This window comes from Photorhabdus machadonis, assembly GCF_052657765.1.
Map to the genome: position 1 here is coordinate 2119285 of NZ_CP199761.1, position 26519 is coordinate 2145803.

The window sequence follows — 26519 nt, forward strand, 5'->3', positions numbered from 1 at the left end:
ATAGTTAACCCGAATTCTGGATAAGAAATTGACGAGAAGCCTGTTCCAGGAGCAAAGTTTTGGTGCACACCAAAAACAGCTCCGAGGTGGAACAGGCTATGGACAACTTAGTTGAAATTTTCTGTGATGTCGATGATTTTTGCCGTTTTTTCATCCCTCAATGGGAACAATTTTGTCTCGATAGCGGGCATCGTTTACGCCGCCGACAAGGTCATATGTATCCCAGTGAAATCATGACCATTTTGATCCTTTTTCATATGTCGCATTACCGTGATTTTAAACATTTTTATCTAGAACATATTTGGAAATATCACCATAAGGATTTTCCAACCTTGCTTAGCTATCCTCGTTTTGTCAGTGTGGCTCCTTCCGTTTTAGTGCCATTATGCAGCTATCTGACTCAATTAAAAGGGAAACCCACAGGCATTGCTTTTATTGATTCCACCCGGTTGAGTGTCTGCCATAACATTCGCATCCCTCGACATAAGGTCTTTGCGGGGATAGCAAAGCGCGGAAAAAATTCAATGGGATGGTTTTACGGTTTCAAATTACACCTGGTTGTCAATCATCAGGGTGAAATTCTCGCGCTTAAAGTGACTGCGGGTAATGTGGATGATCGGGAACCTGTTCGTGAATTATCAAAAGAATTAACGGGTTCTCTTTACGGTGACAAAGGTTACCTCAGCCAGGAATTGGCGGACGATTTAGCCAAAACCGATGTCACTTTCATCACGAAAAAACGGCGTAACATGAAAGCGAGTATGCAAGCTGAGTGGGATAAGATAATGTTAAAAAAGCGTTTTATCATTGAAACGATTAATGGGCAATTAAAAACTATTTCTCAAATAGAGCATTCCCGCCACCGAAGTATAAAAGGCTTTCTGTTGTGCGTTTTAGGTGGATTGATTGCTTACTGCCTTAAATTGAAGAAGCCATCACTGAAAGTTTTCTACTCAGAAGACGATTTTTCAATGACGGCTTAAGCAGAATTCGGGTTAGTTATTAAATGAGCCTGACCGCTAAAATTACAGTGGTGAAATAATGAACAATCATCCTGACCAAGGGTTGAATGCCGGAGCTAAATTTAATGGTGATTTTTATTCAATACAAACCTATTCAGGCAACGGTTTATTAGGGGTAGATCCCTTAGGAAGCGAACACCTATTACAGCCAGTTGTATCTGATCAAGAGTTGGGAAAGGCTGTACTTGATGCTTTATCAAAAAGTAGGATAATCCCACTTGATGAGTATGGGGATTATTTTGATCATGATGCAAATGACAAACAGTATAAAAACTGGATCACAGAGATGATGGGATCTTATGGTTATCGCTCAAAACGTCAGTTATTCAAGAAGATGAACAGTTGCAATATTCGCTTGTTAGATGGTGTGATAACTATTATGCCCTATGGTCACAAAAAACTTGAGCTTTGGACAGGACAAGGTATTGTCGAGTCAGATTATGTCATCATCCCGGCAGACAGTTCCCCTGAGGAAGTGGGTGCAGCATTACGGCTAGCTTTTTCACGTTGTAGAAGTTATGTTTGACGATAAAGAAACAGTTTGTTTTTGCATTGATTATTCATGATCTTTGATTTATAGAGTTAATTAAGGTGGACACGTAATCACTATTATGTGTCCGCTAATTATCTCAAAAGGCTTAAAGAATTATTAAATGAGCCTGACCGCTAAAATTACGGTGGTGAAATAATGAATACAGATTTTGATCAAGGACTTAATGCGGGCGCTAAGTTTAATGGTGATTTTTACTCTGTCAAAACTTATTCTGGGTATCGACTGCTTCGAGCTGATCCCCAAAGCTGCGAGCATATCTTGTCTCCCGATGTAAATGATAGTCAATTAGGAAACGCTGTTTTAGATTCACTTTCTAAAAGTCGCTTGATTGATCCTGATGATGATTTTTTCGACAATGAAAGGGCAGCTGAGCGATATAAAGAGTGGATTGAGCATTTAATGAAAGTTTACAATTACCGTTCAAAACGTCAGTTATTTAAGAAGATGAACAGTTGTAATATCTGTTTGTTAGGTAGCGTTATAACTATCTCGCCTTCTGGTCACAAAAAACTTGAGCTTTGGACAGGACAAGGTATTGTCGAGTCTGATTATGTCATCATCCCGGCAGACAGTTCCCCTGAGGAAGTTGGAGCAGCATTACGATTGGCTTTTTCGCGTTGCAGAAGTTATGTTTGACGATAAAGAAACAGTTGTTTTTGCACTAAATTGATCATGATCTTTGATTTAAAGAGTTAATTAATGTGGACACGTAATCACTATTATGTGTCCGCTAATTATCTCGAAAAGATTCAAATAGTTATTAAATGAGCCTTACCGCTAAAACTACGGTGGTGAAATAATGAGTATGGATTTTAAGCAAGGGTTAAATGCAACAGCTATGTTTAATGGGAGTTTTTACTCTGTTAAAACCTATTCTGGATACCGTCTGCTTTTAGCTGATCCTCAAAGCCCTGAACATATCTTATCTCCCGATATAACTGATAGCCAATTAGGTAGTGCTGTTTTAGATTCACTTTCTAAAAGTCGGTTGGTCGATCCTGATGATGATTTTTTTGATAACGAGAAAACATCTGAGCTATATGATGAATGGATTAAACAAATGATGAAAACTTACAATTATCGTTCAAGACGCCAGCTTTTTAAAAAAATGCATAATTGTGGTATCCAATTACTTGATAGTCAAATAACAATACGACCATCTTGTCATGAAAAATTGGATGGTTGGTCTGGAGATGGTTTTTCTGAAACTGATTATGTCGTTATTCCGGCAGACAGTTCCCCTGAGGAAGTTGGAGCAGCATTACGATTGGCTTTTTCACGTTGTAGAAGTTATGTTTGACGATAAAGAAACAGTTTGTTTTTGCATTGGTTATTCATGATCTTTGATTTAGAGGGTTAATTGAGGTGGACATGTAATTACTATTATGTGTCCGCTAATTATCTCAAAAAGACTCAAATAGTTATTAAATGGGTCTGATCGCTAAAATCACGGTGGTGAAATAATGAGTACAGATTTCAAACAAGGATTACATGCAAGGACTGAATTTAATGGTGATTTCTATTCAATACAAACTTATTCAGGTAACGGTTTATTGAGAGTAGATCCTTTAGGAAGTAATCATTTATTACAGCCAATTGCATCTGATCAAGAGTTGGGAAAGGCTGTGCTCGATGCTTTGTCAAAAAGCAGAGTAATCCCACTTAATAAGTGTGGAGATTATTTTGATCATGATGCAAATGCTGAACAGTATAAAAATTGGATCACTAAGATGATGGAATCTTATGGCTATCGTTCAAAACGGCAGTTATTTAAGAAAATGTTAAGCTGCGGTATTTGCATGCTTGATGGTCAAATAACGATTCGACCATCTTGTCATGAAAAATTGGAAAGTTGGACAGGTAAGACCATTTCCGAATTTGACTATGTCATCATCCCGGTAAACAGTTCCCCTGAGGAAGTGGGTGCAGCATTACGGCTAGCTTTTTCACGTTGTAGAAGTTATGTTTGACGATAAAGAAACAGTTTGTTTTTGCATTGATTATTCATGATCTTTGATTTATAGAGTTAATTAACCTCAGCTTCGTTTAAAGATAGCGATCTCATTATCCCGTAGATTCAAGCTCGGTTTTTTAGGCTGGAATGTATAAGCAATAAGACCGGCAGCAACTTCTAACAAAAAACCGAGCTGACTGCGATGCCTTGAATGTTCTATCTGAGAAATATTTTTGAGCTGGTCGACGACCGTTTCTATCAAAAATCGCCGTCTTAACATCAACCTATCCCAGAGAGATAATGCTTTGGCTTTCATGTTACTCCGGACATTGGTGATTAACGTGACACCTTCCGCTTCTAACTCATCGCATAAAGCCTGGGACAAATACCCTTTATCCCCATACAAACAGCCTGTGAGTCCTTTTGTCAACGCGCTGACTGGCTGACGATCATCCTGGTTTCCTGCGGTGAGTTTCACGGCTAACAATTCACCGCAATCATTGATAACCAAATGAAGTTTAAAGCCATAAAACCAGCCTGTGCTCGTTTTACCTCGTTGTGCCATCCCTTCAAATACGCGATGACGAGGAATACGACGATTGTGACAAACAGCAATTTTGGTGGAATCAATAAAAGCAATTCCTTGAGTTTGTGCCTTACGTGATGAAAGAAAAGCGCATAAAGGAATAAGCGCCCTTTTTTTCAGGGTGAGGATACGCGTATAGCTGACTAATCCGGGGAAATCGGCTGTAAGATATTGTTTTACATGTTCAATATAAAATGTTTTAAAATCACGATAATGACTCATATGAAATAAAATGAGGATCATCATGACTTCACTGAGAGAAAGAGATGCCTCCCGGTGTCGTTTACGTAATCCATGTTCAATGAGTTGTTGATGCCAGAGAGGAATAAATTTTTGGCAAAAGTCATCGACGCAGCAGTAAAGTTCTTCTAAATTAACCCTGCCTGAGGGTCTCCATGATTTTGTTTTCTTTAGCAAAAACTTTGATCGTGCCTCAGGCACTTTAGTTCCCTTCCCTTAAGCGAAGCTCAGGTTACTGAGTTAACTTAGTTAGCATCACTCCCCGTAATTGAAGAGATTATTTAGTGCATTCATTAAAGTATTTAATGCGCTTTCAACATTTCCAAAAATAACTAAAATTTTTGAACATTACATTTTTCTATTCGGAGAATATTTGGCTGTATTTAGCGGGGTTTAACGTCTTAGTACCGCTATTTTTTGGTATTCCACACCAGCGTGGGGTCAGGGAAAAAGCTGTAACAATATAAAAATATTAATCTTAAGAGAGTATGAATATAGCACCTTGAATAACCAAACTGAAAAGGAGAAGAAGTAATGATTGTAACAGACGACTGGCACCCGGCTGATATTATTGCGGGACTCAGAAAACGGGGAACGTCGTTATCTGCTGTTTCAAGAGAAGCGGGGCTTGCATCATCTACGTTAAGTAATGCGTTGCATCGTCCGTGGCCTAAAGGTGAACGGCTCATTGCTACCGCTTTAAATTGTGAACCTTACGAAATATGGCCAAGTAGATATCTCAAATGAATTAAAATAAACTTCTCGTAAGAAAGTAAATTGAGAAGAGATGAAGTACCTGAAACTTTTCTCATGTCTTGTGGAAAGCTTCAGGTATGATCATAGGATTAATATAGGGTTATTAACGCTCTGCCTTTTTGTCATAGTTAATTTTTTCTGCCTCAATTATTTAATCTTTTGTATTATGCTGATACTCCTCCCTATATTTCTGCTGATTTCACGGATGTTTTATATTGAATACATCTAATCCATGAGCATTCAACCGATCATTAAAAGGTACGTCGAATCGGGAAATCGCTTGCTGAGGCGTACAGGCGCTTCTACGCGCCGGGACGTAGGGGCTCTGCCAGGCAGAACCCTAATGGCACAGTGGCGACAACGATGTTGTGAATTGTTATGCTAGAGGTATATAGGGATTAGGGTTAATAAATCTGGTAGGAGCATAGTTATCATACCCCTTAGCCCTACAATATTCTTTTAATTGTTTTAATGAGTTTATTCCTATTTTCTGATAAATTATCTGTAGCCTACTTTGTACCGTTCTATAGGTGATACCTAATTTTTTGGATATATCTTTAGCGCTTAGTGATTGTAAAGCAAAAAATACTATATCGAACTCTCTATCAGTAAATAAATCAGTTGGTGTGCCAAAGGTTAATGAGTCAGGATGCCTGTTGTTTTCAAAATGGTACATGGAATAAATTTCAAGTTTTTTACCGTGTCCAACAACCCCAACGCATTTTCCGTCCTTCATTAGTGGTGTAATGTCGAGTAGAAATGGTTGGATTATTTTTTGTCTCCCGCCATAAGCGAAAGTATTTAATACTGGGATGGTTTTTTGACTAGTCATTACGTTTTTATCATTAGCTTGTATAATATCTTCAAACTCAGACCACGGTGCTGGACATTCACTATCAAGCTTACCTTCTATGTTAAAACCTTTAGGAAGGCCGCTGTAATAAAGCATAATATCGTTAGCATAGACGAATCGAGATTCGTTGTCTTTTATAATCCAAAAATCGTTGCTGTTTTCCATGTATGATATGAAGGCATCAAAGCTTTTTGAATGAACATCCAGATCTTTGTTTACAGAGAAACTCATCGTTTTATCTTTCATAATTTCACCCATCATGATTAAACTGGATAACTTCCATGTAAGGTTATCACTTTTACGACACAATGAATAATTATGTTTATGGGTTTTAAAGGGGGCGTCTCTTTTTTACCGTTCTTGTAGATATCGTCGATATGCTAATATTTTATATTGTGTAAAATTTTTCTTATTGATTATATGTTTAATGAATTATTACAGAATGGTAGTTATTTTTTTCTCTTGTTTTTGGTGTGTTATATATCTAATTCTGAGAATGGATTTCATAACGGTAGTCTGGAAAGTGAGTGATTGATAAATATATTTTGGAAGAAACCCAAATTAATGCCGCAAAAAATAAAATCCTCACACCAAGCAGGATTATTTCCTCTTTAACTTTTAGCTTCTGGACAAATTTATTATCCCATAAATACGAAGATAAAGATTCTGAGACATTACTCTGGCCTAATCTCTTAGTGCATGTATTCCCTTATGCGCCAAAAGATCTGACACGGAAAAAAATAGAAGATTTGCTCAAAAAATAAAAGGGTTAAGAAATGGAATTTTTCACCATGAGGCTATTTGGAAATTTCATTATGACGATCCTAATATTCATTTCCCGGATTATGCAACTCCAGTGCATGGTGCTCAAGCCAGTTGTGCTTTATTAATTAAACATTATGAGGACATACTTAATATGATCGGTTGGATTAGTCCTGAGCGAAAAGATAATTTTATTAAACATCATGCCAACGAAAGATTTTATGCAATTTGTAGCATTGAAGGATTAAATATATAGACAGACATAAAAGATGAAAAACTGGGCAGGCAAAGATCTTACATACGACGCTAGATTAGGCGTAGGGGTTCTGCCAGACAGAACCCTAATGGTATATACCCGTAATCATTGAAGATGCTTGATTTTATCCGAAATGGAGATCATTATCCTCGCTATGAAAATATTTATTACATCAGAACAAAAAATCAAACTTGAACGTCTTCACGACACCACTCGTGATGGCCAAGTACGAGACAGAATAAAAGCGATCCTTCTGGCTTCTGAAGGGTGGAGTTCTGTGATGATAGCCCAGGCATTGCGACTCCATCAGACCACTGTTGACCGCCATATCAGTGATTATCTTAATCAAGGTAAACTTAAATCTGATAATGGGGGGTCTGATAGTTTGCTTTCTCGAGAGCAAACTGATTTTTTAATCAACCACTTATCTCAACATCTTTTCCATCACACCCATGAAATCGTGGCCTATGTTGCTCAGCTCTGGAATATTACCTTTAGCATTCCCGGCATGAATAAATGGCTACACCGTCAGGGTTTTTCTTATAAAAAACCTTGTGGTGTCCCTCATAAATTCGAGGCAGAAAAACAGATACAATTTATTGAATATTATGAAAATCTTAAAATCACAGCGAAAGATGAACCCATCCTTTTTCTTGACGCTGTTCACCCGACTCAAGGCACCAAACTCGGTTATGGCTGGATGCGAAAAGGCGAGAAAAAAACCGTCAAGACAACAGGAAGCCGAACTCGCCTGAATATATTGGGCGCGCTCAACCTGAATGCCATTGGTCGTACGGTGTTCCAGGAATATCAAACCATCAATGACTACAACATTTGCTGTTTTTTCAACGAAATAAGGAAGTCTTATCCTGACTATCATCAAAAAATTCATCTTATTGTGGATGGGGCGGGTTACAACAAAGCTCATCTTGTGAAGGAGTGGGCTTATGTTAGCAATATTGAGTTACATTATCTTCCTCCCTATAGCCCAAATTTAAACCCGATAGAGCGATTATGGAAGGTCATGAATGAACATGTTCGAAATAACCGTTATTTCGCTGATAAACATGAATTTCGAGACAAAGTCTTCAAATTTTTCACCACAACGCTACCGGATATAGCGGACTCGCTGATGTCTAGAATTAATGACCATTTTCAGGTGCTAAAAACTGCATCTTGAAGTTTCTTGGGTATAGTGATGACAACGATGTTGTGCATTGTTATGCTAGAGGTATATAGGGATTAGGGTTAATAAATCTGGTAGGAGCATAGTTATCATATCCCTTAGCCCTACAATATTCTTTTAATTGTTTTAATGAGTTTATTCCTATTTTCTGATAAATTATCTGTAGCCTACTTTGTACTGTTCTGTAGGTGATACCTAATTTTTTGGATATATCTTTAGCGCTTAGTGATTGTAAAGCAAAAAATACTATATCGAACTCTCTATCAGTAAATAAATCAGTTGGTGTACCAAAGGTTAATGAGTCAGGATGCCTGTTGTTTTCAAAATGGTACATGGAATAAATTTCAAGTTTTTTACCGTGTCCAACAACCCCAACGCATTTTCCGTCCTTCATTAGTGGTGTAAGATCAGCTAGAAACGGCTGGATCATTTTTTCTTTCCCTCCATAAATGAAGGTGTTTAGTACCGGGATGGTTTTTTGACTCGTCATTACGTTTTTATCGTTAGCTTGTATAATATCTGCAACCTCAGACCACGGAGCTGGACATTCACTATCAAGCCTACCTTCTATGTTAAAACCCTTAGGAAGATCGCTGTAATAGAGTGCAACATCATTAGCATAGACGAATCGAGATTCACTATCTTTTATAATCCAAAGGTCGTTACTGTTTTCCATGTATGATATAAAAGCATCAAAGCTTTTTGAATGAACATCCAGATCTTTGTTTACAGAGAAACTCATCGTTTTATCTTTCATAATTTCACCCATCATGATTAAACTGGATAACTTCCATGTAAGGTTATCACTTTTACGACACAATGAATAATTATGTTTATGGGTTTTAAAGGGGGCGTCTCTTTTTTACCGTTCTTATAGATATCGTCGATATGCTAATATTTTATATTGTGTAAAATTTTTATTATTGATTATATGTTTAATGAATTATTACAGAATGGTAGTTGTTTTTTTCTCTTGTTTTTGGTGTGTTATATATCTAATTATGAGAATGGATTTCATAACGGCAGTTTATAAGAAGGTGGCTTTTCCATATAACTATTTTCGCATGAGACCTCTACTACGTAGAGGCGGCTCCGCCTTAACGCGTGTGCGTTAAATCTATCACTGATTGAAGTCAAGTTATTTTTACAAACCGCTCCGTTGACGGTATTCTATCGTTTTTTCAAAATAGGCTTCAGCATGGAACAATACATTTCAAAAGAACGTCTTGAGATTTATACTACGATCCTAAAAATTCAATCAGAACACGTAATGGCGGCCTATATGGGATGGGATAAAGTGGCTGATGGTACTAAACTCGATCCGACAAAAGCGAAATTACCCCAAATCAGCCATGGTGACTGGAAAAAAGTAGTCCAACGGGTTGTCGGTCAATCCATTATCAGTTCCAACCTGAATACCACCTTTGCCTTTTTCATATATCTTGTTCCACTTTAATCAGTATATTTTTTAAAAATAAATTACTTATAAATAATTATTCATTCTATAATCTTTTAATATTTGGTCTATTACCCAACTGGTTCGTGAGCCTGATTCTCCTGTTGAAGGGCAAAAACCTTTTCCTTGTAATTCATTAATTATCGTATTAATCAATGGCATTTCTATATGCTCTGGATTGTTAATATTAAATTGGTGTAATTTATTATTTTCGTCATAATATGAAATGGCTGAATTTCCAAAGGTAGAAAAAGATATTTTTCCTTTGTTACCAATTATTTCAACATTATCCCCTCTGGCATTCGAAACAAAATTCCATATACCTACACCTTGAATATTATTTTCAAACATAAATGACATTGATACGCAATCTTCGGCAGGATAAGCATTTCCTTGTGAATTTGCATGCCCTTTGACAGAAATAATTTTCCCCAAAAGAAAGTCTAATATATCCAGAGTATGGCATGCCAAATCAACAAATAATCCACCACCGGAAATTTCTGGTTTAACAACCCAAGGTAAATGATGAGGGTCCTGATAGCAGGGTTCTATCTCTCTGTAAAGTATACAACTTACTATTCTTGGCGTTCCTATCGCGCCTGATTCAATTAATTCTTTGATTTTTAAAAATCTCGGTAATGCTCTTCTGTAATAAGCAACAAATAATGGGACATTTTGTGATTTACAAGTCGCTATCATTTCATTACATTCTTCGAATGTTAATGCCATAGGCTTTTCTACATATATCGCTTTACCCGCCTTAGCAGCCAAAATAGTATATTCTTTATGTGTAGAGGGTGGTGTTGCAATATATACGGCATCAATGTCTTTATCATTAATCAGTGAGTTCGCATCAGAATACCATTTAGGGACATGATGTCTTTTAGCAAAATCTTCTGCTAAATTAGCATTGCGCCTCATTACTGCAACTAATTCAGAATTATCTAATTTATAAAAAGCAGGGCCACTTTTTACTTCAGTAACATCACCACAACCAATAATTCCCCATTTTATTGTTTTTTCCATTTTTATTTTCCTAATATATTTATGTCGAATTGTTTATTAATAAAACATTGATGAAGGTTATAGTTTAAATCTGGTTTATCACATTTTTTATCTCGAATGTTCATGTATATAACATGCTTTCTGTTTTTGAAGCAAGTAAGTTGATATGATTTTTACCCAATATTAATTCAGGCGATTTCAATGGGGCTATTTTTACGGTAGTTGTTTTGCGCTAATCAGTCATAGTCTTTGATTGATATAGTCAATACCAGCCTAACGAAATGTGATTTCGTGAGCTTTTCGACCAGAGTATTTTTTTGTCACCAGAAATTTGGTGAATTGATCGCCGAATTTACAGCATTTATAATTGGTATACCGGGATGGCCTTGATTAACATAAGCCTGTTCGTAGCGGATTATTTTTACTTTGCAAATGAGGTGGTAATATTTTTCATTTTACATGAGCTTATATTTACCACTTTGGTTTATTTCACTGATAAATAGGCAATTTTTATGGTAAATATTGGATGGGTAAATTTTCAAACAAATCATTGAGAGGGTATGTATGAGTAATAAAATCACATCTATGGCAGCAGCAATGGCTATCGCTATGGCCCCCGTACCTGCGGATAGCATAGGGTATCATGATGCTATCACTAGCGCTAAAAACACATTTACATTACAACAGGTTAATGATTCCGTTGTTTTTCTTCCTATCGAAGAAGCAACCGATTTTGTCGCGAATATGGTTAATCGGATGCGATTCAATTTGAAAAACCTGCGATCCGAGTGGGAATCAAAGTGTATACCTATTGACGATAAAAGTATGTCAAGTTTTGCGAAGGACAACCTTCACTACTTAACTAAAAACATTATTATCTGCGCCAATTTTATTAAAGCTGCAAAAGTCGCGTTAACATCCGTTCCTGAAACCAGCACTGAGCTACGCAGCATGATTACGCGTTTTGGTCGGGCCTCTGCTGACCTGCGTTATACATTAGAAGAAATTATTGCTTTCGTTAAGAGTACTCATGTCCCTAATAAAGTATCAAGTGTAGGGCATGACATGGATAAAAATGCAGTTCATGAGCTTATTCGTGCCGAGCATATCGCTTTAGGTTTGGAAGTCCCAGCTTTCTACTAAAGGGGATGCAGTGATCTACGTTTCTATTCACAAAGATATCGAAATCCCCACGGTAGCCCGGCAATATGCGAAAATTTTGCAGGATTGGAAAAATGGCGGATCTCTTCCGGCTATTTTTGGTGATGAAGGGCGCCGGGAAGAGCATGCATCTCTATGTCAATCTTATGTTTTTAAAATCCACATCAAACTGCCTGGTGAAACACTTTGGCCTGGTCATTTACCGCCCGCTGCACGAAAATCTAACAGTTATTTAGTTTATACGCGGCACTGGTGTGACCCGTCAAAATATCAAATTATTAGTATCATGAGTCCTAATGCTTATGAGTTGGCCCGGACATCATTTCTCGCTGTACTGGTTGACCGCGCCGAAGATTTTCAAAACATCTGAAATATTGTTGAAACTAAAAAATCCGCATTTTCAGCGGGTTTTTGCTTAGTGTGCCGGGCATGCTTAGCCGCTCAGGGGTGAAAGTTCCCTGTCCAGCTTGATGGTGGCGAAGGACTAGTGAAGCACAAAGACATCATTTCTTGCAGAGCTTGAACGTAGGGCAGAGGAGTTCCATTCTACTTGAATACTAAAGCTCGATCTCAATATCACTGAGTGGATGACAGCAGCAGGGTAAAATTTCGCCTTCATTAACAAAAGCCAGTGGTTTACGCCGATAGCCTACTTTACCTTTTACCAATCTGACACGGCAGGAGCCGCAATAACCTTCACGGCACTGATATTCAGCCTGTATTTTGCCTTGTTCCAGCGCTTCCAGCAGACTGTTATGCAGCTCAGGAGAGCTGTGAATATGATAACCCTGCATACCATGCAGGGTTACTTTATAGCTTGCCATCAGAGTTCAAAATCACTCAGATCGTCAGGGTTAACTTCAGCATCAATCTGACCAACCAGATAGGAACTGACTTCAACTTCCTGTGGCGCGACTTGAACGTTATCAGATACCAGCCAGGAATTAATCCACGGAATTGGGTTAGAACGTGTTTCAAATGGCAGTTTCAACCCAACAGCCTGCATACGGATATTGGTGATGTATTCAACATACTGACACAGAATATCTCTGTTCAAACCGATCATTGAACCTTCTTTGAACAGGTAATCCGCCCACTCTTTTTCTTGCTCCGCCGCCTGAACAAACAGGTCGTAGCATTGTTGTTCACACTCTTTGGAAATTTCAGCCATTTCCGGGTCATCCTGACCAGAGCGCAATAGGTTCAGCATATGCTGAGTGCCTGTCAGATGCAGTGCTTCGTCACGGGCAATCAGTTTGATGATTTTAGCGTTACCTTCCATCAGTTCGCGTTCGGCAAAAGCAAATGAACAGGCAAAGCTGACGTAGAAGCGGATCGCTTCCAGTGCGTTAACGCTCATCAGGCATAGATACAATTGCTTTTTCAGTTCACGCAGACTGATCGTGATGGTTTTACCCGCAACTTGATGCGTTCCTTCACCAAGCAACTGATAGTTGTTGGTCATCTCAATCAGATCATCGTAATAAGCGGAAATATCTTTCGCACGTTTCAGAATTTCTTCATTGGTGACAATATCATCAAACACAACCGCCGGATCGTTAACGATATTACGGATGATGTGCGTATAAGAACGTGAGTGAATCGTCTCGGAAAAAGACCAAGTTTCAACCCAAGTCTCCAGCTCAGGAATGGAGATCAAGGGCAGAAACGCCACGTTCGGGCTGCGACCCTGAATAGAGTCCAGCAGCGTTTGGTATTTCAGGTTACTGATAAAAATATGCTTTTCATGATCCGGTAACGCATTGTAGTCAATGCGATCGCGAGATACGTCAACTTCTTCCGGTCGCCAGAAGAAAGAGAGCTGTTTTTCGATCAGTTTCTCGAAAATAGGGTACTTTTGCTGGTCATAACGGGCTACGTTTACCGGCTGACCAAAGAACATCGGTTCCTGTAACTGATCGTTTTTTACCTGCGAAAAGGTGGTATAGGCCATAACTTCCTCAAATTAAATCTTACACGCGCCGCCTTCACAATCGGAATCAGCCGATTCCACGACTTCTTCCAGGTCACCCTGAATGTCTTCCGCACCATCACGTGTATTATGGTAATACAGTGTCTTCACACCATATTTGTAGGCGAGCAGCAAATCTTTCAGTAGTTGATTCATCGGCACTTTTCCACTAGGGAAACGTGTCGGATCATAGTTGGTATTGGCAGAGATCGACTGATCGATAAATTTCTGCATGATACCAACCAACTGCAAGTAGCCATCATTACCCGGCATTTGCCACAGGAGTTCATAAGCGCCTTTCAGACGTTCATATTCCGGTACAACCTGACGTAAAATGCCATCTTTCGATGCTTTGATGCTGATGTAACCACGAGGCGGCTCAATACCGTTGGTGGCGTTAGAGATCTGTGAGGATGTCTCTGACGGCATCAAAGAGGATAATGTTGAATTACGCAGACCATATTGTTTGATATCACGGCGCAATGCTTCCCAGTCATAGTGCAGTGGTTCATTGGTCAGTGTATCCAGCGTTTTTTTGTAGGTATCGATAGGCAGGATACCTTCAGAATAGGTGGTTTCTTTAAACCATGGGCAAGGGCTTTGCTCTTTCGCCAGCTCATTAGAAGCTTTCAACAGGTAATACTGGATAGCTTCAAATGTTTTGTGCGTCAGGTTGTTAGCGCTGCCATCTGAATAACGCGCGCCATGTTTTGCCAGATAGTAAGCGTAATTGATGACACCAATACCTAAAGTACGGCGACCCATTGCCCCTTGTTTTGCGGCAATGATCGGGTAGTCCTGATAATCAAGCAGGGCGTCAAGCGCACGGACAGCCAGAGCTGCCAGTTCTTCCAGCTCATCAAGATTTTCAATTGCGCCCAGGTTGAATGCGGACAGTGTACACAGCGCGATTTCGCCGTTTTTATCATTGATATCATTCAATGGCTTGGTTGGCAGTGCAATTTCCAGACACAAATTTGACTGGCGCACAGGGGCGACTGATGGGTCAAATGGGCTGTGAGTGTTGCAGTGGTCTACGTTCTGAATGTAGATACGTCCGGTGGAAGCACGTTCCTGCATCATCAGGGAGAAGAGATCAACCGCTTTCAGGCGCTGCTGACGGATATTGCTGTCCTGCTCATAGTGAGTATACAGGCGTTCAAATTCATCCTGATCAGCAAAGAATGCGTCATATAATCCAGGGACGTCAGATGGGCTGAACAGGGTAATATCTTCACCTTTGATCAGACGCTCATACATTAATTTGTTGAGCTGTACGCCGTAGTCCATATGACGAACACGGTTGCCTTCAACGCCCCGGTTGTTTTTCAGTACGAGAAGACTTTCAACTTCCAGATGCCATAGCGGATAGAACAGCGTCGCGGCACCGCCACGGACACCTCCCTGTGAACAGGATTTTACCGCTGTCTGGAAATGTTTGTAGAACGGAATACAGCCGGTGTGGAAAGCTTCACCGTTACGGATTGGGCTGCCCAACGCACGGATACGGCCCGCGTTGATGCCAATACCGGCGCGTTGGGAAACATATTTCACAATAGCGCTGGAAGTGGCATTAATCGAGTCCAGACTGTCGTCACACTCAATCAGCACGCAGGAGCTGAATTGACGGGTAGGGGTGCGCACGCCTGCCATGATGGGGGTTGGCAGGGAAATTTTAAATGTGGAAGCCGCGTCGTAAAAACGACGGATATAGCCCAGACGGGTTTCTTTCGGATAACCGGAGAACAGGCAGGCGGCTACCAGAATATAAAGAAACTGGGCGCTCTCATAAATTTCACCGGTAACACGATTTTGAACCAGATATTTACCTTCGAGCTGTTTGACCGCTGCGTAAGAGAAATTCATATCACGCCAGTGGTCAATAAACTCATTCATTTGCTCGAATTCGTCTTTCGAGTAGTCTGCCAGCAAGTGCTTGTCATATTTGCCCATTTCCACCATACGGGAGACGTGATCATACAGGGCTGGTGGCTCAAATTGACCGTAGGCTTTTTTACGCAGGTTGAAGATTGCCAGGCGGGCTGCCAGATACTGATAGTCTGGCGCATCACCGGAGATAAGGTCTGCGGCAGCTTTAATCATCGTCTCGTGAATATCTGAGGTTTTGATACTGTCGTAAAATTGGATTTGAGAACGCAGTTCTACTTGTGATACCGAGACATTTTTCAGACCGTCGGCTGCCCAATTAATAACCCGGTGGATTTTCTCAAGGTCAATTCGTTCTTTGTGGCCATCACGCTTTGTTACTAGCAGACTATGGTTCATGGACAGGCATACCTTACATTTACTTTCAGACTTGCTCCCACCTGCTTTGTGTCTTTACAAGACCAAAACATAATCTCCTCAGTGGTGAAGAAACCAACGAGAGAGTAGTGGTAATGGAATGTTAAGGAACACAATATGTAGGGGGTACACTAAATAATGACAACAAGATAATGTTAAAAACAGCTTTTATCAAGTGTACAAAAACACGGATTTTTGTGGATAACTTGAGGACTAAATTTATTAAAAAGCCGGAAGCCTGCATCATTACTAGCGGTTACCTTGGCAAGAACACCGTCAAAAATGAGTGAAAAAATTCCTGAAAATAGGGTTTATTTGCCGTTTTATTCATCGATCAGATGAATATGTCAGACATACTGAGTGTGTAACATATAATTAACATCCACATTGTGCCCGAGGTTAAATTTATCTGTTAGCGGATTATAATGCAGGCCGATAATGTGCTGTTCTTGCAGTGGCGTTCTGTCAATCCAGCCTATTAATTCTGATGGGCGGATAAATTTCTTCGCATCATGGGTTCCCTTAGGCACCATTTTCAGAATATATTCCGCACCGATTACCGCCATAAACCAGGCTTTTTTGTTGCGGTTAATGGTAGAGAAAAAGACGTGTCCGCCGGGTTTGACTAACTGCGCACAGGCACGGACAACCGATTGTGGGTCTGGAACATGCTCCAGCATTTCCATACAGGTGACGATATCATAAGCCTGTGGATATTTTTCTGCGTGGCTTTCCACGGTCTCCTGTACATAAGTCACAGGGATGCCTGTTTCAAGGGCGTGCAGTCTGGCTACTTGAAGCGGCTCAGTACCCATATCAAGCCCGGTCACTTCCGCCCCTTCACGGGCCATGCTTTCCGACAAAATGCCGCCGCCACAACCCACATCCAGAATTTTCTTACCGAAAATGCCGCCGGAACACTGCAAAATATAATTCAGGCGCAGTGGGTTAATCCGATGCAGTGGCTGAAATTCACCGTCCAAATCCCACCAGCGGGAAGCAACCGCTTCAAATTTCTCTATTTCCTGTTGGTCAACATTGCTTGTTGCGGCGGGGGTTTTAACGTTCATCAGCGGTTGTCGCTCCTTAAACTGGTTTTACAGGTGGATTTACTCTGTTTTAGGCATAGTATACATGGCTTAATTTTTAAATACCCGCATCTGATTTTTATAAAACTGTTGATTTGTGGTATAGTTCTAAACCTTTGAATCCGGAATTATGAGGGATAGTGGGCTTCATGAGCGACATTGCCAGAGAAATCACACCGGTTAATATCGAAGAAGAGCTGAAGAGCTCGTATCTGGATTATGCGATGTCTGTTATTGTCGGGCGCGCATTACCAGATGTTCGAGATGGACTGAAGCCGGTACACCGTCGCGTACTTTTCGCAATGAGTGTACTGGGAAATGATTGGAATAAACCCTACAAGAAGTCTGCCCGTGTTGTTGGCGACGTCATCGGTAAATACCACCCACATGGGGATAGCGCGGTCTACGACACGATTGTTCGTATGGCGCAGCCGTTTTCCCTGCGCTATATGTTGGTAGATGGACAGGGTAACTTTGGGTCAGTCGATGGTGATTCAGCCGCGGCGATGCGTTACACCGAAGTGCGTATGTCGAAAATTGCCCATGAGCTGCTGGCGGATCTGGAAAAAGAGACTGTCGATTTTGTACCGAACTATGATGGTACAGAGCAGATCCCGGAAGTTATGCCGACCAAAGTACCTAATCTGTTGATCAACGGTTCCTCCGGTATCGCAGTGGGTATGGCGACTAACATTCCTCCCCATAACTTATCCGAAGTTATTGATGGTTGTCTGGCTTATATTGAAGATGAAAACATCAGCATTGAAGGGCTGATGCAGTATATTCCCGGTCCGGATTTCCCGACAGCGGCGATCATTAATGGTCGCCGGGGTATTCAGGAGGCTTACCGGACTGGTCGCGGTAAAATTTATATCCGTGCCCGTGCTGAAATCGAAGTTGATGAGAAAAATGGCCGTGAAACTATCCTGGTTCACGAAATTCCTTATCAGGTTAACAAAGCCCGCCTGATTGAAAAAATGGCCGAGCTGGTGAAAGAAAAACGCATCGAAGGGATTAGTGCTCTTCGTGACGAATCTGATAAAGACGGCATGCGTATTGTGATCGAAGTGAAACGTGATGCAGTGGGTGAAGTGGTTTTGAATAACCTCTATTCCCTGACTCAGCTTCAGGTTTCTTTTGGTATCAACATGGTGGCTCTGCATCAGGGGCAACCAAAGCTGCTGAATCTGAAAGACATTCTTTCTGCGTTCGTCAACCACCGCCGCGAAGTCGTCACCCGTCGCACCGTTTTTGAATTACGTAAAGCCCGTGAGCGTGCCCATATTCTTGAAGCATTGGCGGTGGCGCTGGCGAATATCGATCCGATTATCGAACTGATTCGCCGTGCGCCGGCGCCAGCTGAGGCAAAAGCCGCATTAGTTGCTCAACCGTGGGAGTTAGGCAATGTTGCCTCTATGCTGGCGCGCGCCGGTGATGATGCTGCCCGCCCTGAATGGTTGGAACCCCAATATGGCGTGCATGAAGGTAAATATTATCTGACCGAGCAACAGGCACAGGCAATTCTGGATCTGCGTTTGCAGAAACTGACTGGCCTTGAGCATGAAAAATTACTGGATGAATACCGTGAATTGCTGACATTAATCAGTGAATTAATGTTCATTCTGGAAAACCCGGAGCGCCTGATGGAGGTGATCCGTGAAGAGCTGTTGGCAGTCAAAGCGCAGTATAATGACGCCCGCCGTACTGAAATCACGGAGAACACCGCTGATATCAATATCGAAGATCTAATTAATCAGGAAGATGTTGTTGTCACATTGTCACATCAGGGGTATGTCAAATATCAGCCATTGTCTGACTATGAAGCGCAACGCCGTGGTGGTAAAGGGAAATCCGCCGCCCGTATCAAGGAAGAAGATTTCATTGAAAGGCTGCTGGTGGCGAATACTCACGATACGATCCTGTGCTTCTCCAGCCGTGGCCGCTTGTACTGGATGAAGGTTTATCAATTACCTGAGGCCAGCCGTGGTGCCCGCGGCCGTCCGATTGTGAACCTTTTGCCGCTGGAGCAAGATGAGCGAATTACGGCGATTCTACCGGTGCGTGAATATGACGAAGGGCTGTATGTCTTTATGGCTACGGCCAGTGGGACCGTGAAGAAAACGGCGTTACAAGATTTCAGCCGTCCGCGCAGTGCCGGTATTCTTGCGGTTAATCTCAACGAAGGTGATGAGCTGATCGGTGTTGACCTGACTAATGGCAGTAACGAAGTCATGCTGTTCTCCGCTGATGGTAAAGTTGTCCGCTTTGAAGAGGGTGCTGTTCGTTCAATGGGACGTACAGCCACCGGTGTACGTGGTATCAAACTGAGTGGCGAAGACAAAGTTGTTTCCCTGATTATCCCGCGTGGAGAAGGGGAAATTTTGACAGTCACTGAAAACGGTTACGGTAAACGTACCGCTGAAAGCGAGTATCCAATCAAATCCCGTGCAACTCAGGGGGTTATCTCAATTAAAGTCAGCGAGCGTAATGGTAATGTGGTCGGCGCAATTCAGGTTGATCCCACTGATCAGATTATGATGATTACTGATGCGGGTACATTGGTGCGTACCCGGGTCTCTGAAGTCAGCGTTGTTGGCCGGAATACTCAGGGTGTAACACTGATTCGTACCGCTGAGGATGAGAAAGTTGTCGGCTTGCAACGGGTTGCTGAACCTGAAGATGATGAAGATGAGCTGGTAGAAGAAGGGGGGGAATTGGGAAGCGATAATACCCATTCACCTGATGCTGGCAACATCGCGTCAACTGACCCGGTTTAAGTGAAGACATTTTTTCACTCAATTAAGAAACAGGTACTTCGGTGCCTGTTTTTTTTTAAAGATTTTGATTAATATCGAAATATGCAACAGGTGATTCTTTGTGATCCTTGCACTCTGGTATATCCTGTCACTAATTACATTGAATGATGTTCGTTGTTATCAGGTAGCCTTTTGAGATATCTTTCTTCTTTTCGTACATCGCTGAAAATATCCCGTTATCTTTTTCGGGTGCTTGGTTTTATGTTGTGGGCGTTGGGTGCCTTATTAACGGCTTTTTACCTGGTTAACATTTTTAATGAAGTGAAGTCTGATATCCGGCAAGAATACAATGCTAATTATGATTCCACACTCTCTTATGTGCGTCATACAGCAAGTGTTCTGCGGGATATTCAATATATGACAGAAAAGCATTTACTGAATTCTAATGAAAAAATTGCTATTCTCGATTTTCCACATAATAACCCGGCGTTTTCTTATCATCCTTTGAATCAAAGCGCTGATTGCCATACCTTTCGTGAAAATACCCATAGTTATTTAAATTCGTTGAATAACCTGATCTTTTACTGGAAAGATAATCTTGCTGCTCCTCAGGGTTTGAATCAGGTTTTCCTTGTGGGAACGAAAAGTATGTGTATGGTGAATTTTTCCATTCGTAATACCACGACTGAACCTGATACGCTGAAAAAAATAGTCTATGAGAACTCACGCAGACTGATTAGCTTGAAAGATCAGGGTAAAGAACGACATGTTTATTGGGTTATGCCTGGAGCAAGATCTGATAGCGGTCATCTCTATGTGTTGGCACCGGTATATGTCAATGGTCAGATGGTTGCAATGATAGGCATTGAACAGTTCATCAGATTAGATACTTTTATTCAAAGACAAGATCGTCCGATTTCAATAACCTTATTAAATCGCAGTAATCAACCTGTTTTGCACTATCCGGCAAATGATGAGTACCAACTTCATTATGCCGATTATCAGCTGGAAGCACCTTATTTTGGCTATGATGATAATTTTACTGATTTATTGTTAAAACGTCGGCTAATGCCATCTTCATTCAGTATCATTTACGCGCTCCCACTGAAAAACATTTTCGAGGGTTTTAAGCTACAGATTATTAGCAGTATTGTGCTTAATGTGCTATCTGCTTTTGTCATTATTACTTTGGTGTATCTGTTTGAGCGCAAGATGTTTGTTCCGGCTGAAGAAAATGCCATTCGTCTGGAGGAGCATGAGCAGTTTAATCATAAAATTGTCGCTTCAGCCCCGGTTGGGATCAGTATATTGCGGGTAAGTGATGGCAGTAATATTCTGAGTAATGAGTTGGCTCATAATTATTTGAGAATGCTGACTCATGAAGACCGGGAACGTATTATTCATATTATTTGTGATAGAACCAGCAGTTATGTCGATGTGGTAACCAGTAATCATCATCATTTGCAAATCAGTTTTGTCCATTCCCGTTACAGAAATGAAGAGGTGGCAATTTGTGTATTGGTTGATATCAGTGTCCGTGTACGGATGGAAAAATCATTACAGGAAATGGCATTGGCGTCAGAACAGGCTAACTACTCTAAATCGATGTTTTTGGCCACGGTCAGCCACGAATTGAGAACGCCTCTTTACGGTATTATTGGCAATCTGGAGTTGTTACAGGCCCATTCATTGCCTGCTGAGTCTGTCCGTTTGTTATCAACAATGAGTAACTCTTCAGCGCTGTTGCTGAAAATTATCAGTGATATTCTCGATTTCTCAAAGATTGAATCTAAACAGCTCAAAATTGAATCCAGAGAATTTTCCTGTCAGGAAGTTATCTCTCATGTTATTTCTAACTATCTGCCGTTAATTGTGAAAAAGCCGTTGACCTTATATTGTTATATCGAACCGGATGTACCGGATTATATCCGCAATGATCCTGTTCGATTGCAGCAGGTTATATCTAACTTGTTAAATAACGCGATTAAATTCACTGATACCGGGTGTGTGATTATCCATGTGGCAGTGGATAGCGATTACTTGTACGTTAGAATAAAGGACACGGGAGTCGGCATTTCTGATAGAGCGCTGATTCAGTTGTTTGATCCGTTTTTTCAAATAATGCCAAATACGGAAAGCTCATCTCAGGGAACGGGTCTTGGCTTGGCAATTTGTGAAAAATTGATCAACCTGATGGATGGTGATATTGAAGTGATTTCACAGCCACGGATAGGCAGTATGTTCTCTATCCGTTTGCCTTTATACAACGCGAAATATAAGCCAAAAATTCAGCTAACGAATGCGCGTCAGCAAAAAGTTATTTTGGCTATACGTAATCTTTATCTTGAGGATTTTTTACAGCGTCTTCTGATTCATCATGGTTTACACATTGTTTTATATAGTGGTCAGAACACCGATGGCAGTGAAATTACTATCAGTGATTTCTCTGATGCCGTGACTTCCCCTGTATATGTTTGTGTTGAGTTATCGACGGACTATATTGGCTCGCCGGAACAAATCAGAAAAAGCTATTGGCTGCATAATACTTATCATTTGCATGATTTGCCTATACTGATTGAGAGGTTGATTTCACAGGGTAACAACGAGATGTTGAATACCGTATCGCTTGTTTCACCGGCAAACACCTCGTTTGATACGATTACCCAGTTTAATACTATTATGGTTTTGGTGGTGGATGATCATCCTATCAACCGTCATTTATTGACTGACCAGTTGAAATCTATTGGTTTTCAGACAGCGATGGCGAATGATGGATTAGACGCGCTGGAATATTTGAAGAAAGGGCGTGTTGATATCATTCTGACGGATGTCAATATGCCTAATATGGATGGCTATACGTTGACAACGCATTTGCGGAATGCAGAGTATGAGCTGCCGATTATTGGTATTACGGCAAATGCACTTGCAGAAGAAAAGCAACGTTGTATTGACGCAGGAATGAATGACTGTTTGTCTAAGCCTGTTTCTCTGGTTACGCTTAGACAAATGCTGAGTGAGGTCAGGCATATTGGCACCTGAAATAATGCCCGGTACAAGTAGCTGCCGGGCATCAGAATGACTTTCATATTAAAATAACGGACCGTATTTACTGAGCATGATAATCCGTATTGACAGCGACAGAAGCAAGATAATTGAGTAGCGCAATATCGTTATTGACTCCTAGCTTTACCATTGCTGATTTTTTCTGGCTGCTGATTGTTTTGACACTGCGATTGAGTTTTTTTGCAATGTCTGTTACCAGGAGGCCTTGGGCAAACAGGCGTATGACCTCGCTCTCTTTTTGTGATAATGGTTTGTCGCCGTAGGGGGTTTTCGTCACTTTTTTCAACAGTTCGGAAACGCTCTCTGGCATAAATTTTTCCCCTTGTTTCAGGGCAGTCAGTACATCAGGTAAATCGGTTGGTGCTCCTTGTTTTAAGACTATTCCTTCAATATCAAGTTCAAGTACAGCACTTAAAATTGCTGGATTATTGTTCATGGTTAGAACAATGATTGATAGCCTGGGATAGTGGCGTTTGATGTATTTAATCAAATTGATCCCATCACCATAGGTGTTGCCGGGCATGGATAAATCAGTGATCAGTACGTTTGCTTTAATACAGGACAGATTGTTGATCAATGTAGTGGAGTCTTCAGACTCGGCTACAACGTTGATCCAGTCAAGCCGTTCAAGTGATTTGCGGATGCCAAACAGAACAATTGGATGGTCATCAGCAATAATGACGTTAAGGTTATTCATCTTATTAGTTACCCTGCTGCAATAGCCGTTTGACGATGGCATCAATGTGGCTAATACTATTTTTAATCTCTATTTTGTTACTGTCTGTTATGCGTTGTTCCAGCGTTTCGCAAGAAAGTTTGAGGAATTCCAAGTCTAACATAGCAAAGACGCCTTTCAGGCGATGTGCTGTTTGCGAAAGTGATACCAAATCATATTGCTCTATATCAGTATACAGTTTATTAATATCTATCGGTACTGTCTCGATAAATAATTGTCGGTAATCGCTATCAGCCAGTTGTTTTTGATAACTATTTATAACATTGCCAAAATCGTAATCAGTATTTTTATCGTTAAATACTGACATTTCTGAATCGGCATCCAATTCGTTAAAACTGAAACTTCTCTCAATTAATGACGAAATGGCATTAATAACAGCTTCGCTTAGATTGTAATTACACCGAATATAGTCAGGTTTTATCTGCTCAAAGCCAGCCAGATCATCAACCAATAATATAGTCGATTTTGCTGAGTTATACGGCTTATCTGTCAATATGATATCGTATTCTCTGCTCATATTTTCTTTCTTTTTATCAAAGTAAGCTGCACCATAATGATTCAGGTGATTTTGTGTAATCTGACAGATTTCAGTGTTGCTGATATCCAGTAAAGCGGTAATGTCTTCCAGTAGCTGTGGGCATTGGTCTTGGTCGATTATCAAGGGTAGGCTGATAGCGTAATGTGTCCCAAGGCTGGGTTGGCTATTTATAGTAAAATGACCATTTAATTTTTTACACAATTGATTACATAGATAAAAGGTCATTCCTGAATTGGATTGATATTTATCGCCGGTTGTTTTGATTAAAAATGGGTAATTCAAATTAGTCAATTCTTTTGAATTAAGTCCGGAACCTGTATCCATTAATTCGATCTGGATGTGATTTTTGTCTTCCTGAGAATAATTAACTATGAGTGATATTTTCCCATAAGATGTGATCGTGATTGCATAATTAACCAACATCAGGACGATTTTACGGATGATGAAGCCATCACCGATAAATAGTGATTCAGGATTAATATTACAATGATAATAATAATTTAATCCCTTATTATTCATCTTTGGAAATACTTCTTTAAGAATATCTTCTAATGTGGATGATAATGAAAACGGCTCATTTTTTGCTTGCCAGTCACCTGATTCTAATTCATTGAGTAATGAGATGTTTTCTATCCAATCGGATATATCTGCGGATTTAGCTAATAAGTTGTCGATGGTATAATCACTATTTTCTTCTATGAGCATTTGCTTAAGTTGGCAAGCGATGTTATTTAATTCCTTTATTGGTTGTTTTAACTCAGAACGAATATTAGTCAGCATAAAACGCCGGGCTTGTACGCTTTTATCGTGTTCCAGATGGGCAAGTTGTAAGCGCCTGTTAATTAATGCTTCCTGGTCTTTATCTTGCAGTAAAAACAGATAAGTCTCTGGCAACAAGTGGATGCTGTACACTTTAATTTCATAGACTGCATCGTCAATGGATGTCTGAATGACGCCATGATGCTGTTTTGCCATCATCTTGATTTTATTTAAGTTTATATTAGGCAACAGATGATCGGCAATATTATTGCTCATAATTATCTGATTTATTGAGAAATCATAAATCAGTAAGCCAATCGGGATGTTGGAGATAATTTCGTGACTTAATGCATCTTTGATTTGTAGCTCGTGATTCATAAGTGCATTTGGGGCAATATATTTTCTACGAATGTAAATAAGGCCACCCAAGGACAGGATAATAAAGATTGAATCAGCCAGTAATAGCCAGACGTTTCTGTATAATAAATCGATCAGTAAATATTTAAGTGATATCCGATACAGTAGTTTGTATTGCGTACCCTTGAGCGGTTGAGAAAATTCGAGCCAGAAGCCATTCTGCGAGATATTCACTTTATTCGTTTCATGGGGATTTTGTGTGTCGTCAGACAATAAGCTGAAGTTTTTTGCCACCATATCCATAGGAAGAAGATGACAGATAGGCAGATCAAAAGCGATAACGGTTGCCAGTTGCCCAGGTGAATTGAACGTTGCCCGGTAAGTATAGAAATAGATATTCTCGCCACTGAGTTTGCGGATTGATGAAATATTTTCCCGTTCATCTAACGCTGTGGATTGCATCAGCATTTCTGAACGTTTCGATTCGGCGGTCAGTGTTAGATAACTTTCTTTGAATCTTAATTCTGGTTTAAGAATAGAATAAGTTGTTATCAGAAACAGACTGTTATCTTTGCCATTCAGATAGTACATAGAGTTGTATTCATTGCGGGCACCCCACAAAATCTCCATATAATTGGAGAGGCGTTGCGCCAACTTTGCACTTGCAGGGCTATGGTGACCAAAAATAATGGTATCGACAGTTTGATAACGACTCTCAAGCCAGTAAACATCAGGCCGTAGCTTCATTAGCGAAACGGGTTCCTGTGGTTTAAAAGATGAGATATTGGCTTGTTCAAAGATAGCATTAGCGTGGTAACGATAATCTTCTATCTGTAATACTATTTTGGTTGAAACGCTATTCAGCGCATACTTTTTTCCCATCAGCCAGGCGTTGAAGTAGTTATAGCTGTATAAAAACAGGGAAACAAAAAGCAGAACAATGAACAGGCCATAGTAACGGTTTATGGTTGATGAATTAATAGGAGATTGTTTGTTATACATTCGTTGAGTAAAAGCCTTAATAATTGCTTGGCTATGCTAGCGAGCTCGTTAAGTTGGTGAATCTGATGATCCGATGTATTTATGTTAATTCTAGCAGGATCGGGGCAGGGAATGATATTGTAGATCGAGGATTGAGCGAACAGTAAAAAAATAA

The 26519-nt window shown here is 40.4% G+C and carries 23 protein-coding genes; 13 read left to right on the forward strand and 10 right to left on the reverse strand.

The window, feature by feature from the left end:
• Window positions 1–98 precede the first annotated feature (98 nt).
• The 5 genes from ACUN2T_RS10110 (at window position 99) to ACUN2T_RS10130 (ending at window position 3545) form a co-directional block, all read left to right on the forward strand.
• Window positions 99–983, forward strand: a complete 885-nt coding sequence (locus ACUN2T_RS10110) for an IS982-like element ISPlu6 family transposase (RefSeq protein ID WP_445497342.1) — start codon at window positions 99–101, stop codon at window positions 981–983.
• Between the two features lie 58 nt (window positions 984–1041).
• Window positions 1042–1548, forward strand: coding sequence for a contact-dependent growth inhibition system immunity protein (locus ACUN2T_RS10115; RefSeq protein ID WP_149617425.1), 507 nt, complete (start codon window positions 1042–1044; stop codon window positions 1546–1548).
• A 162-nt stretch (window positions 1549–1710) separates the two neighbouring features.
• Window positions 1711–2211 carry a contact-dependent growth inhibition system immunity protein gene (locus ACUN2T_RS10120; RefSeq protein ID WP_445497343.1) on the forward strand — a complete coding sequence of 167 codons (501 nt, stop codon included), beginning with the start codon at window positions 1711–1713 and terminating at the stop codon, window positions 2209–2211.
• Window positions 2212–2374: 163 nt separating this feature from the next.
• Window positions 2375–2875 carry a contact-dependent growth inhibition system immunity protein gene (locus ACUN2T_RS10125; RefSeq protein ID WP_445497344.1) on the forward strand — a complete coding sequence of 167 codons (501 nt, stop codon included), beginning with the start codon at window positions 2375–2377 and terminating at the stop codon, window positions 2873–2875.
• 163 nt (window positions 2876–3038) lie between these two features.
• A complete protein-coding gene (locus ACUN2T_RS10130) occupies window positions 3039–3545 on the forward strand; it encodes a contact-dependent growth inhibition system immunity protein (protein ID WP_445497345.1) in 507 nt (168 codons plus the stop codon).
• A gap of 66 nt (window positions 3546–3611) precedes the next feature.
• On the opposite strand, the gene ACUN2T_RS10135 is transcribed toward ACUN2T_RS10130, so the two are convergent.
• Window positions 3612–4532, reverse strand: a complete 921-nt coding sequence (locus ACUN2T_RS10135) for an IS982 family transposase (protein WP_445497845.1) — start codon at window positions 4530–4532, stop codon at window positions 3612–3614.
• Window positions 4533–4889: 357 nt separating this feature from the next.
• Here ACUN2T_RS10135 and ACUN2T_RS10140 point away from each other — a divergent pair, with 357 nt between their 5' ends.
• Window positions 4890–5102, forward strand: a complete 213-nt coding sequence (locus ACUN2T_RS10140; protein WP_445497346.1) for a helix-turn-helix domain-containing protein — start codon at window positions 4890–4892, stop codon at window positions 5100–5102.
• A 385-nt stretch (window positions 5103–5487) separates the two neighbouring features.
• Here the strand turns inward: ACUN2T_RS10140 and ACUN2T_RS10145 are convergent, their stop codons facing one another.
• The gene (locus ACUN2T_RS10145; protein WP_445497347.1) at window positions 5488–6210 is read right to left on the reverse strand and encodes a helix-turn-helix transcriptional regulator; all 723 of its coding nucleotides are present in this window, start codon (window positions 6208–6210) and stop codon (window positions 5488–5490) included.
• Between the two features lie 281 nt (window positions 6211–6491).
• Here ACUN2T_RS10145 and ACUN2T_RS10150 point away from each other — a divergent pair, with 281 nt between their 5' ends.
• On the forward strand, window positions 6492–6728 hold the full coding sequence (locus tag ACUN2T_RS10150) for a hypothetical protein (protein ID WP_445497348.1): 237 nt from the start codon (window positions 6492–6494) through the stop codon (window positions 6726–6728).
• A gap of 408 nt (window positions 6729–7136) precedes the next feature.
• A complete protein-coding gene (locus ACUN2T_RS10155; RefSeq protein WP_445493927.1) occupies window positions 7137–8162 on the forward strand; it encodes an IS630-like element ISPlu3 family transposase in 1026 nt (341 codons plus the stop codon).
• Window positions 8163–8202: 40 nt separating this feature from the next.
• Here ACUN2T_RS10155 and ACUN2T_RS10160 read toward each other — a convergent pair whose 3' ends face one another.
• Window positions 8203–8925 (reverse strand): helix-turn-helix transcriptional regulator, encoded by a 723-nt coding sequence (locus ACUN2T_RS10160; RefSeq protein ID WP_445497349.1) that lies wholly within the window; start codon window positions 8923–8925, stop codon window positions 8203–8205.
• A 441-nt stretch (window positions 8926–9366) separates the two neighbouring features.
• On the opposite strand from ACUN2T_RS10160, the gene ACUN2T_RS10165 reads away from it, so the two are divergent.
• The gene (locus ACUN2T_RS10165) at window positions 9367–9624 is read left to right on the forward strand and encodes a hypothetical protein (protein ID WP_445497350.1); all 258 of its coding nucleotides are present in this window, start codon (window positions 9367–9369) and stop codon (window positions 9622–9624) included.
• A gap of 27 nt (window positions 9625–9651) precedes the next feature.
• On the opposite strand, the gene ACUN2T_RS10170 is transcribed toward ACUN2T_RS10165, so the two are convergent.
• Entirely contained in the window at window positions 9652–10650 is a 999-nt protein-coding gene (locus tag ACUN2T_RS10170) for a Gfo/Idh/MocA family protein (protein WP_445497351.1), read from the reverse strand.
• A gap of 543 nt (window positions 10651–11193) precedes the next feature.
• Here ACUN2T_RS10170 and ACUN2T_RS10175 point away from each other — a divergent pair.
• Together ACUN2T_RS10175 and ACUN2T_RS10180 are read left to right on the forward strand one after the other, a co-directional pair.
• Complete coding sequence (locus tag ACUN2T_RS10175; protein WP_445497352.1) at window positions 11194–11772, forward strand: hypothetical protein; 579 nt, start codon at window positions 11194–11196, stop codon at window positions 11770–11772.
• 10 nt (window positions 11773–11782) lie between these two features.
• Window positions 11783–12160: a type II toxin-antitoxin system YafO family toxin gene (locus ACUN2T_RS10180; protein WP_445497353.1), complete on the forward strand. Its 378-nt coding sequence runs from the start codon at window positions 11783–11785 to the stop codon at window positions 12158–12160.
• A 187-nt stretch (window positions 12161–12347) separates the two neighbouring features.
• On the opposite strand, the gene yfaE is transcribed toward ACUN2T_RS10180, so the two are convergent.
• The 4 genes from yfaE to ubiG all read right to left on the reverse strand — a co-directional run bounded on the left by yfaE (window position 12348) and on the right by ubiG (window position 17136).
• Entirely contained in the window at window positions 12348–12614 is a 267-nt protein-coding gene (gene yfaE / locus ACUN2T_RS10185) for a class I ribonucleotide reductase maintenance protein YfaE (protein ID WP_445497354.1), read from the reverse strand.
• Complete coding sequence (nrdB, locus tag ACUN2T_RS10190; protein WP_445497355.1) at window positions 12614–13744, reverse strand: class Ia ribonucleoside-diphosphate reductase subunit beta; 1131 nt, start codon at window positions 13742–13744, stop codon at window positions 12614–12616. Before nrdB ends, yfaE begins: the two co-directional genes overlap by 1 nt.
• 12 nt (window positions 13745–13756) lie before the next feature.
• The gene (nrdA, locus tag ACUN2T_RS10195; RefSeq protein ID WP_445497356.1) at window positions 13757–16048 is read right to left on the reverse strand and encodes a class 1a ribonucleoside-diphosphate reductase subunit alpha; all 2292 of its coding nucleotides are present in this window, start codon (window positions 16046–16048) and stop codon (window positions 13757–13759) included.
• Window positions 16049–16413: 365 nt separating this feature from the next.
• Window positions 16414–17136: a bifunctional 2-polyprenyl-6-hydroxyphenol methylase/3-demethylubiquinol 3-O-methyltransferase UbiG gene (gene ubiG / locus ACUN2T_RS10200; protein WP_445497357.1), complete on the reverse strand. Its 723-nt coding sequence runs from the start codon at window positions 17134–17136 to the stop codon at window positions 16414–16416.
• Window positions 17137–17303: 167 nt separating this feature from the next.
• Here ubiG and gyrA point away from each other — a divergent pair, with 167 nt between their 5' ends.
• A complete protein-coding gene (gene gyrA, locus ACUN2T_RS10205; RefSeq protein ID WP_445497358.1) occupies window positions 17304–19931 on the forward strand; it encodes a DNA topoisomerase (ATP-hydrolyzing) subunit A in 2628 nt (875 codons plus the stop codon).
• Window positions 19932–20102: 171 nt separating this feature from the next.
• The gene (rcsC, locus tag ACUN2T_RS10210) at window positions 20103–22949 is read left to right on the forward strand and encodes a two-component system sensor histidine kinase RcsC (protein ID WP_445497359.1); all 2847 of its coding nucleotides are present in this window, start codon (window positions 20103–20105) and stop codon (window positions 22947–22949) included.
• Between the two features lie 67 nt (window positions 22950–23016).
• Here the strand turns inward: rcsC and rcsB are convergent, their stop codons facing one another.
• Window positions 23017–23670 (reverse strand): response regulator transcription factor RcsB, encoded by a 654-nt coding sequence (gene rcsB, locus ACUN2T_RS10215; RefSeq protein WP_445497360.1) that lies wholly within the window; start codon window positions 23668–23670, stop codon window positions 23017–23019.
• A 4-nt stretch (window positions 23671–23674) separates the two neighbouring features.
• Complete coding sequence (rcsD, locus tag ACUN2T_RS10220; RefSeq protein ID WP_445497361.1) at window positions 23675–26365, reverse strand: phosphotransferase RcsD; 2691 nt, start codon at window positions 26363–26365, stop codon at window positions 23675–23677.
• Window positions 26366–26519 lie beyond the last annotated feature (154 nt).

Excerpts from the sequence above, each read along its gene's own strand:
- nrdB (WP_445497355.1), bottom strand. The coding sequence starts at position 13,744 with ATGGCCTATACCACCTTTTCGCAGGTAAAAAACGATCAGTTACAGGAA.
- ACUN2T_RS10155 (WP_445493927.1), top strand. The coding sequence starts at position 7,137 with ATGAAAATATTTATTACATCAGAACAAAAAATCAAACTTGAACGTCTT.
- rcsD (WP_445497361.1), bottom strand. The coding sequence starts at position 26,365 with ATGTATAACAAACAATCTCCTATTAATTCATCAACCATAAACCGTTAC.
- ACUN2T_RS10160 (WP_445497349.1), bottom strand. The coding sequence starts at position 8,925 with ATGAAAGATAAAACGATGAGTTTCTCTGTAAACAAAGATCTGGATGTT.
- nrdA (WP_445497356.1), bottom strand. The coding sequence starts at position 16,048 with ATGAACCATAGTCTGCTAGTAACAAAGCGTGATGGCCACAAAGAACGA.
- ACUN2T_RS10145 (WP_445497347.1), bottom strand. The coding sequence starts at position 6,210 with ATGAAAGATAAAACGATGAGTTTCTCTGTAAACAAAGATCTGGATGTT.
- ACUN2T_RS10165 (WP_445497350.1), top strand. The coding sequence starts at position 9,367 with ATGGAACAATACATTTCAAAAGAACGTCTTGAGATTTATACTACGATC.
- ACUN2T_RS10115 (WP_149617425.1), top strand. The coding sequence starts at position 1,042 with ATGAACAATCATCCTGACCAAGGGTTGAATGCCGGAGCTAAATTTAAT.
- ACUN2T_RS10140 (WP_445497346.1), top strand. The coding sequence starts at position 4,890 with ATGATTGTAACAGACGACTGGCACCCGGCTGATATTATTGCGGGACTC.
- ACUN2T_RS10130 (WP_445497345.1), top strand. The coding sequence starts at position 3,039 with ATGAGTACAGATTTCAAACAAGGATTACATGCAAGGACTGAATTTAAT.
- ACUN2T_RS10125 (WP_445497344.1), top strand. The coding sequence starts at position 2,375 with ATGAGTATGGATTTTAAGCAAGGGTTAAATGCAACAGCTATGTTTAAT.
- rcsB (WP_445497360.1), bottom strand. The coding sequence starts at position 23,670 with ATGAATAACCTTAACGTCATTATTGCTGATGACCATCCAATTGTTCTG.
- yfaE (WP_445497354.1), bottom strand. The coding sequence starts at position 12,614 with ATGGCAAGCTATAAAGTAACCCTGCATGGTATGCAGGGTTATCATATT.
- ACUN2T_RS10175 (WP_445497352.1), top strand. The coding sequence starts at position 11,194 with ATGAGTAATAAAATCACATCTATGGCAGCAGCAATGGCTATCGCTATG.
- ACUN2T_RS10170 (WP_445497351.1), bottom strand. The coding sequence starts at position 10,650 with ATGGAAAAAACAATAAAATGGGGAATTATTGGTTGTGGTGATGTTACT.
- ACUN2T_RS10110 (WP_445497342.1), top strand. The coding sequence starts at position 99 with ATGGACAACTTAGTTGAAATTTTCTGTGATGTCGATGATTTTTGCCGT.
- ubiG (WP_445497357.1), bottom strand. The coding sequence starts at position 17,136 with ATGAACGTTAAAACCCCCGCCGCAACAAGCAATGTTGACCAACAGGAA.
- gyrA (WP_445497358.1), top strand. The coding sequence starts at position 17,304 with ATGAGCGACATTGCCAGAGAAATCACACCGGTTAATATCGAAGAAGAG.
- ACUN2T_RS10120 (WP_445497343.1), top strand. The coding sequence starts at position 1,711 with ATGAATACAGATTTTGATCAAGGACTTAATGCGGGCGCTAAGTTTAAT.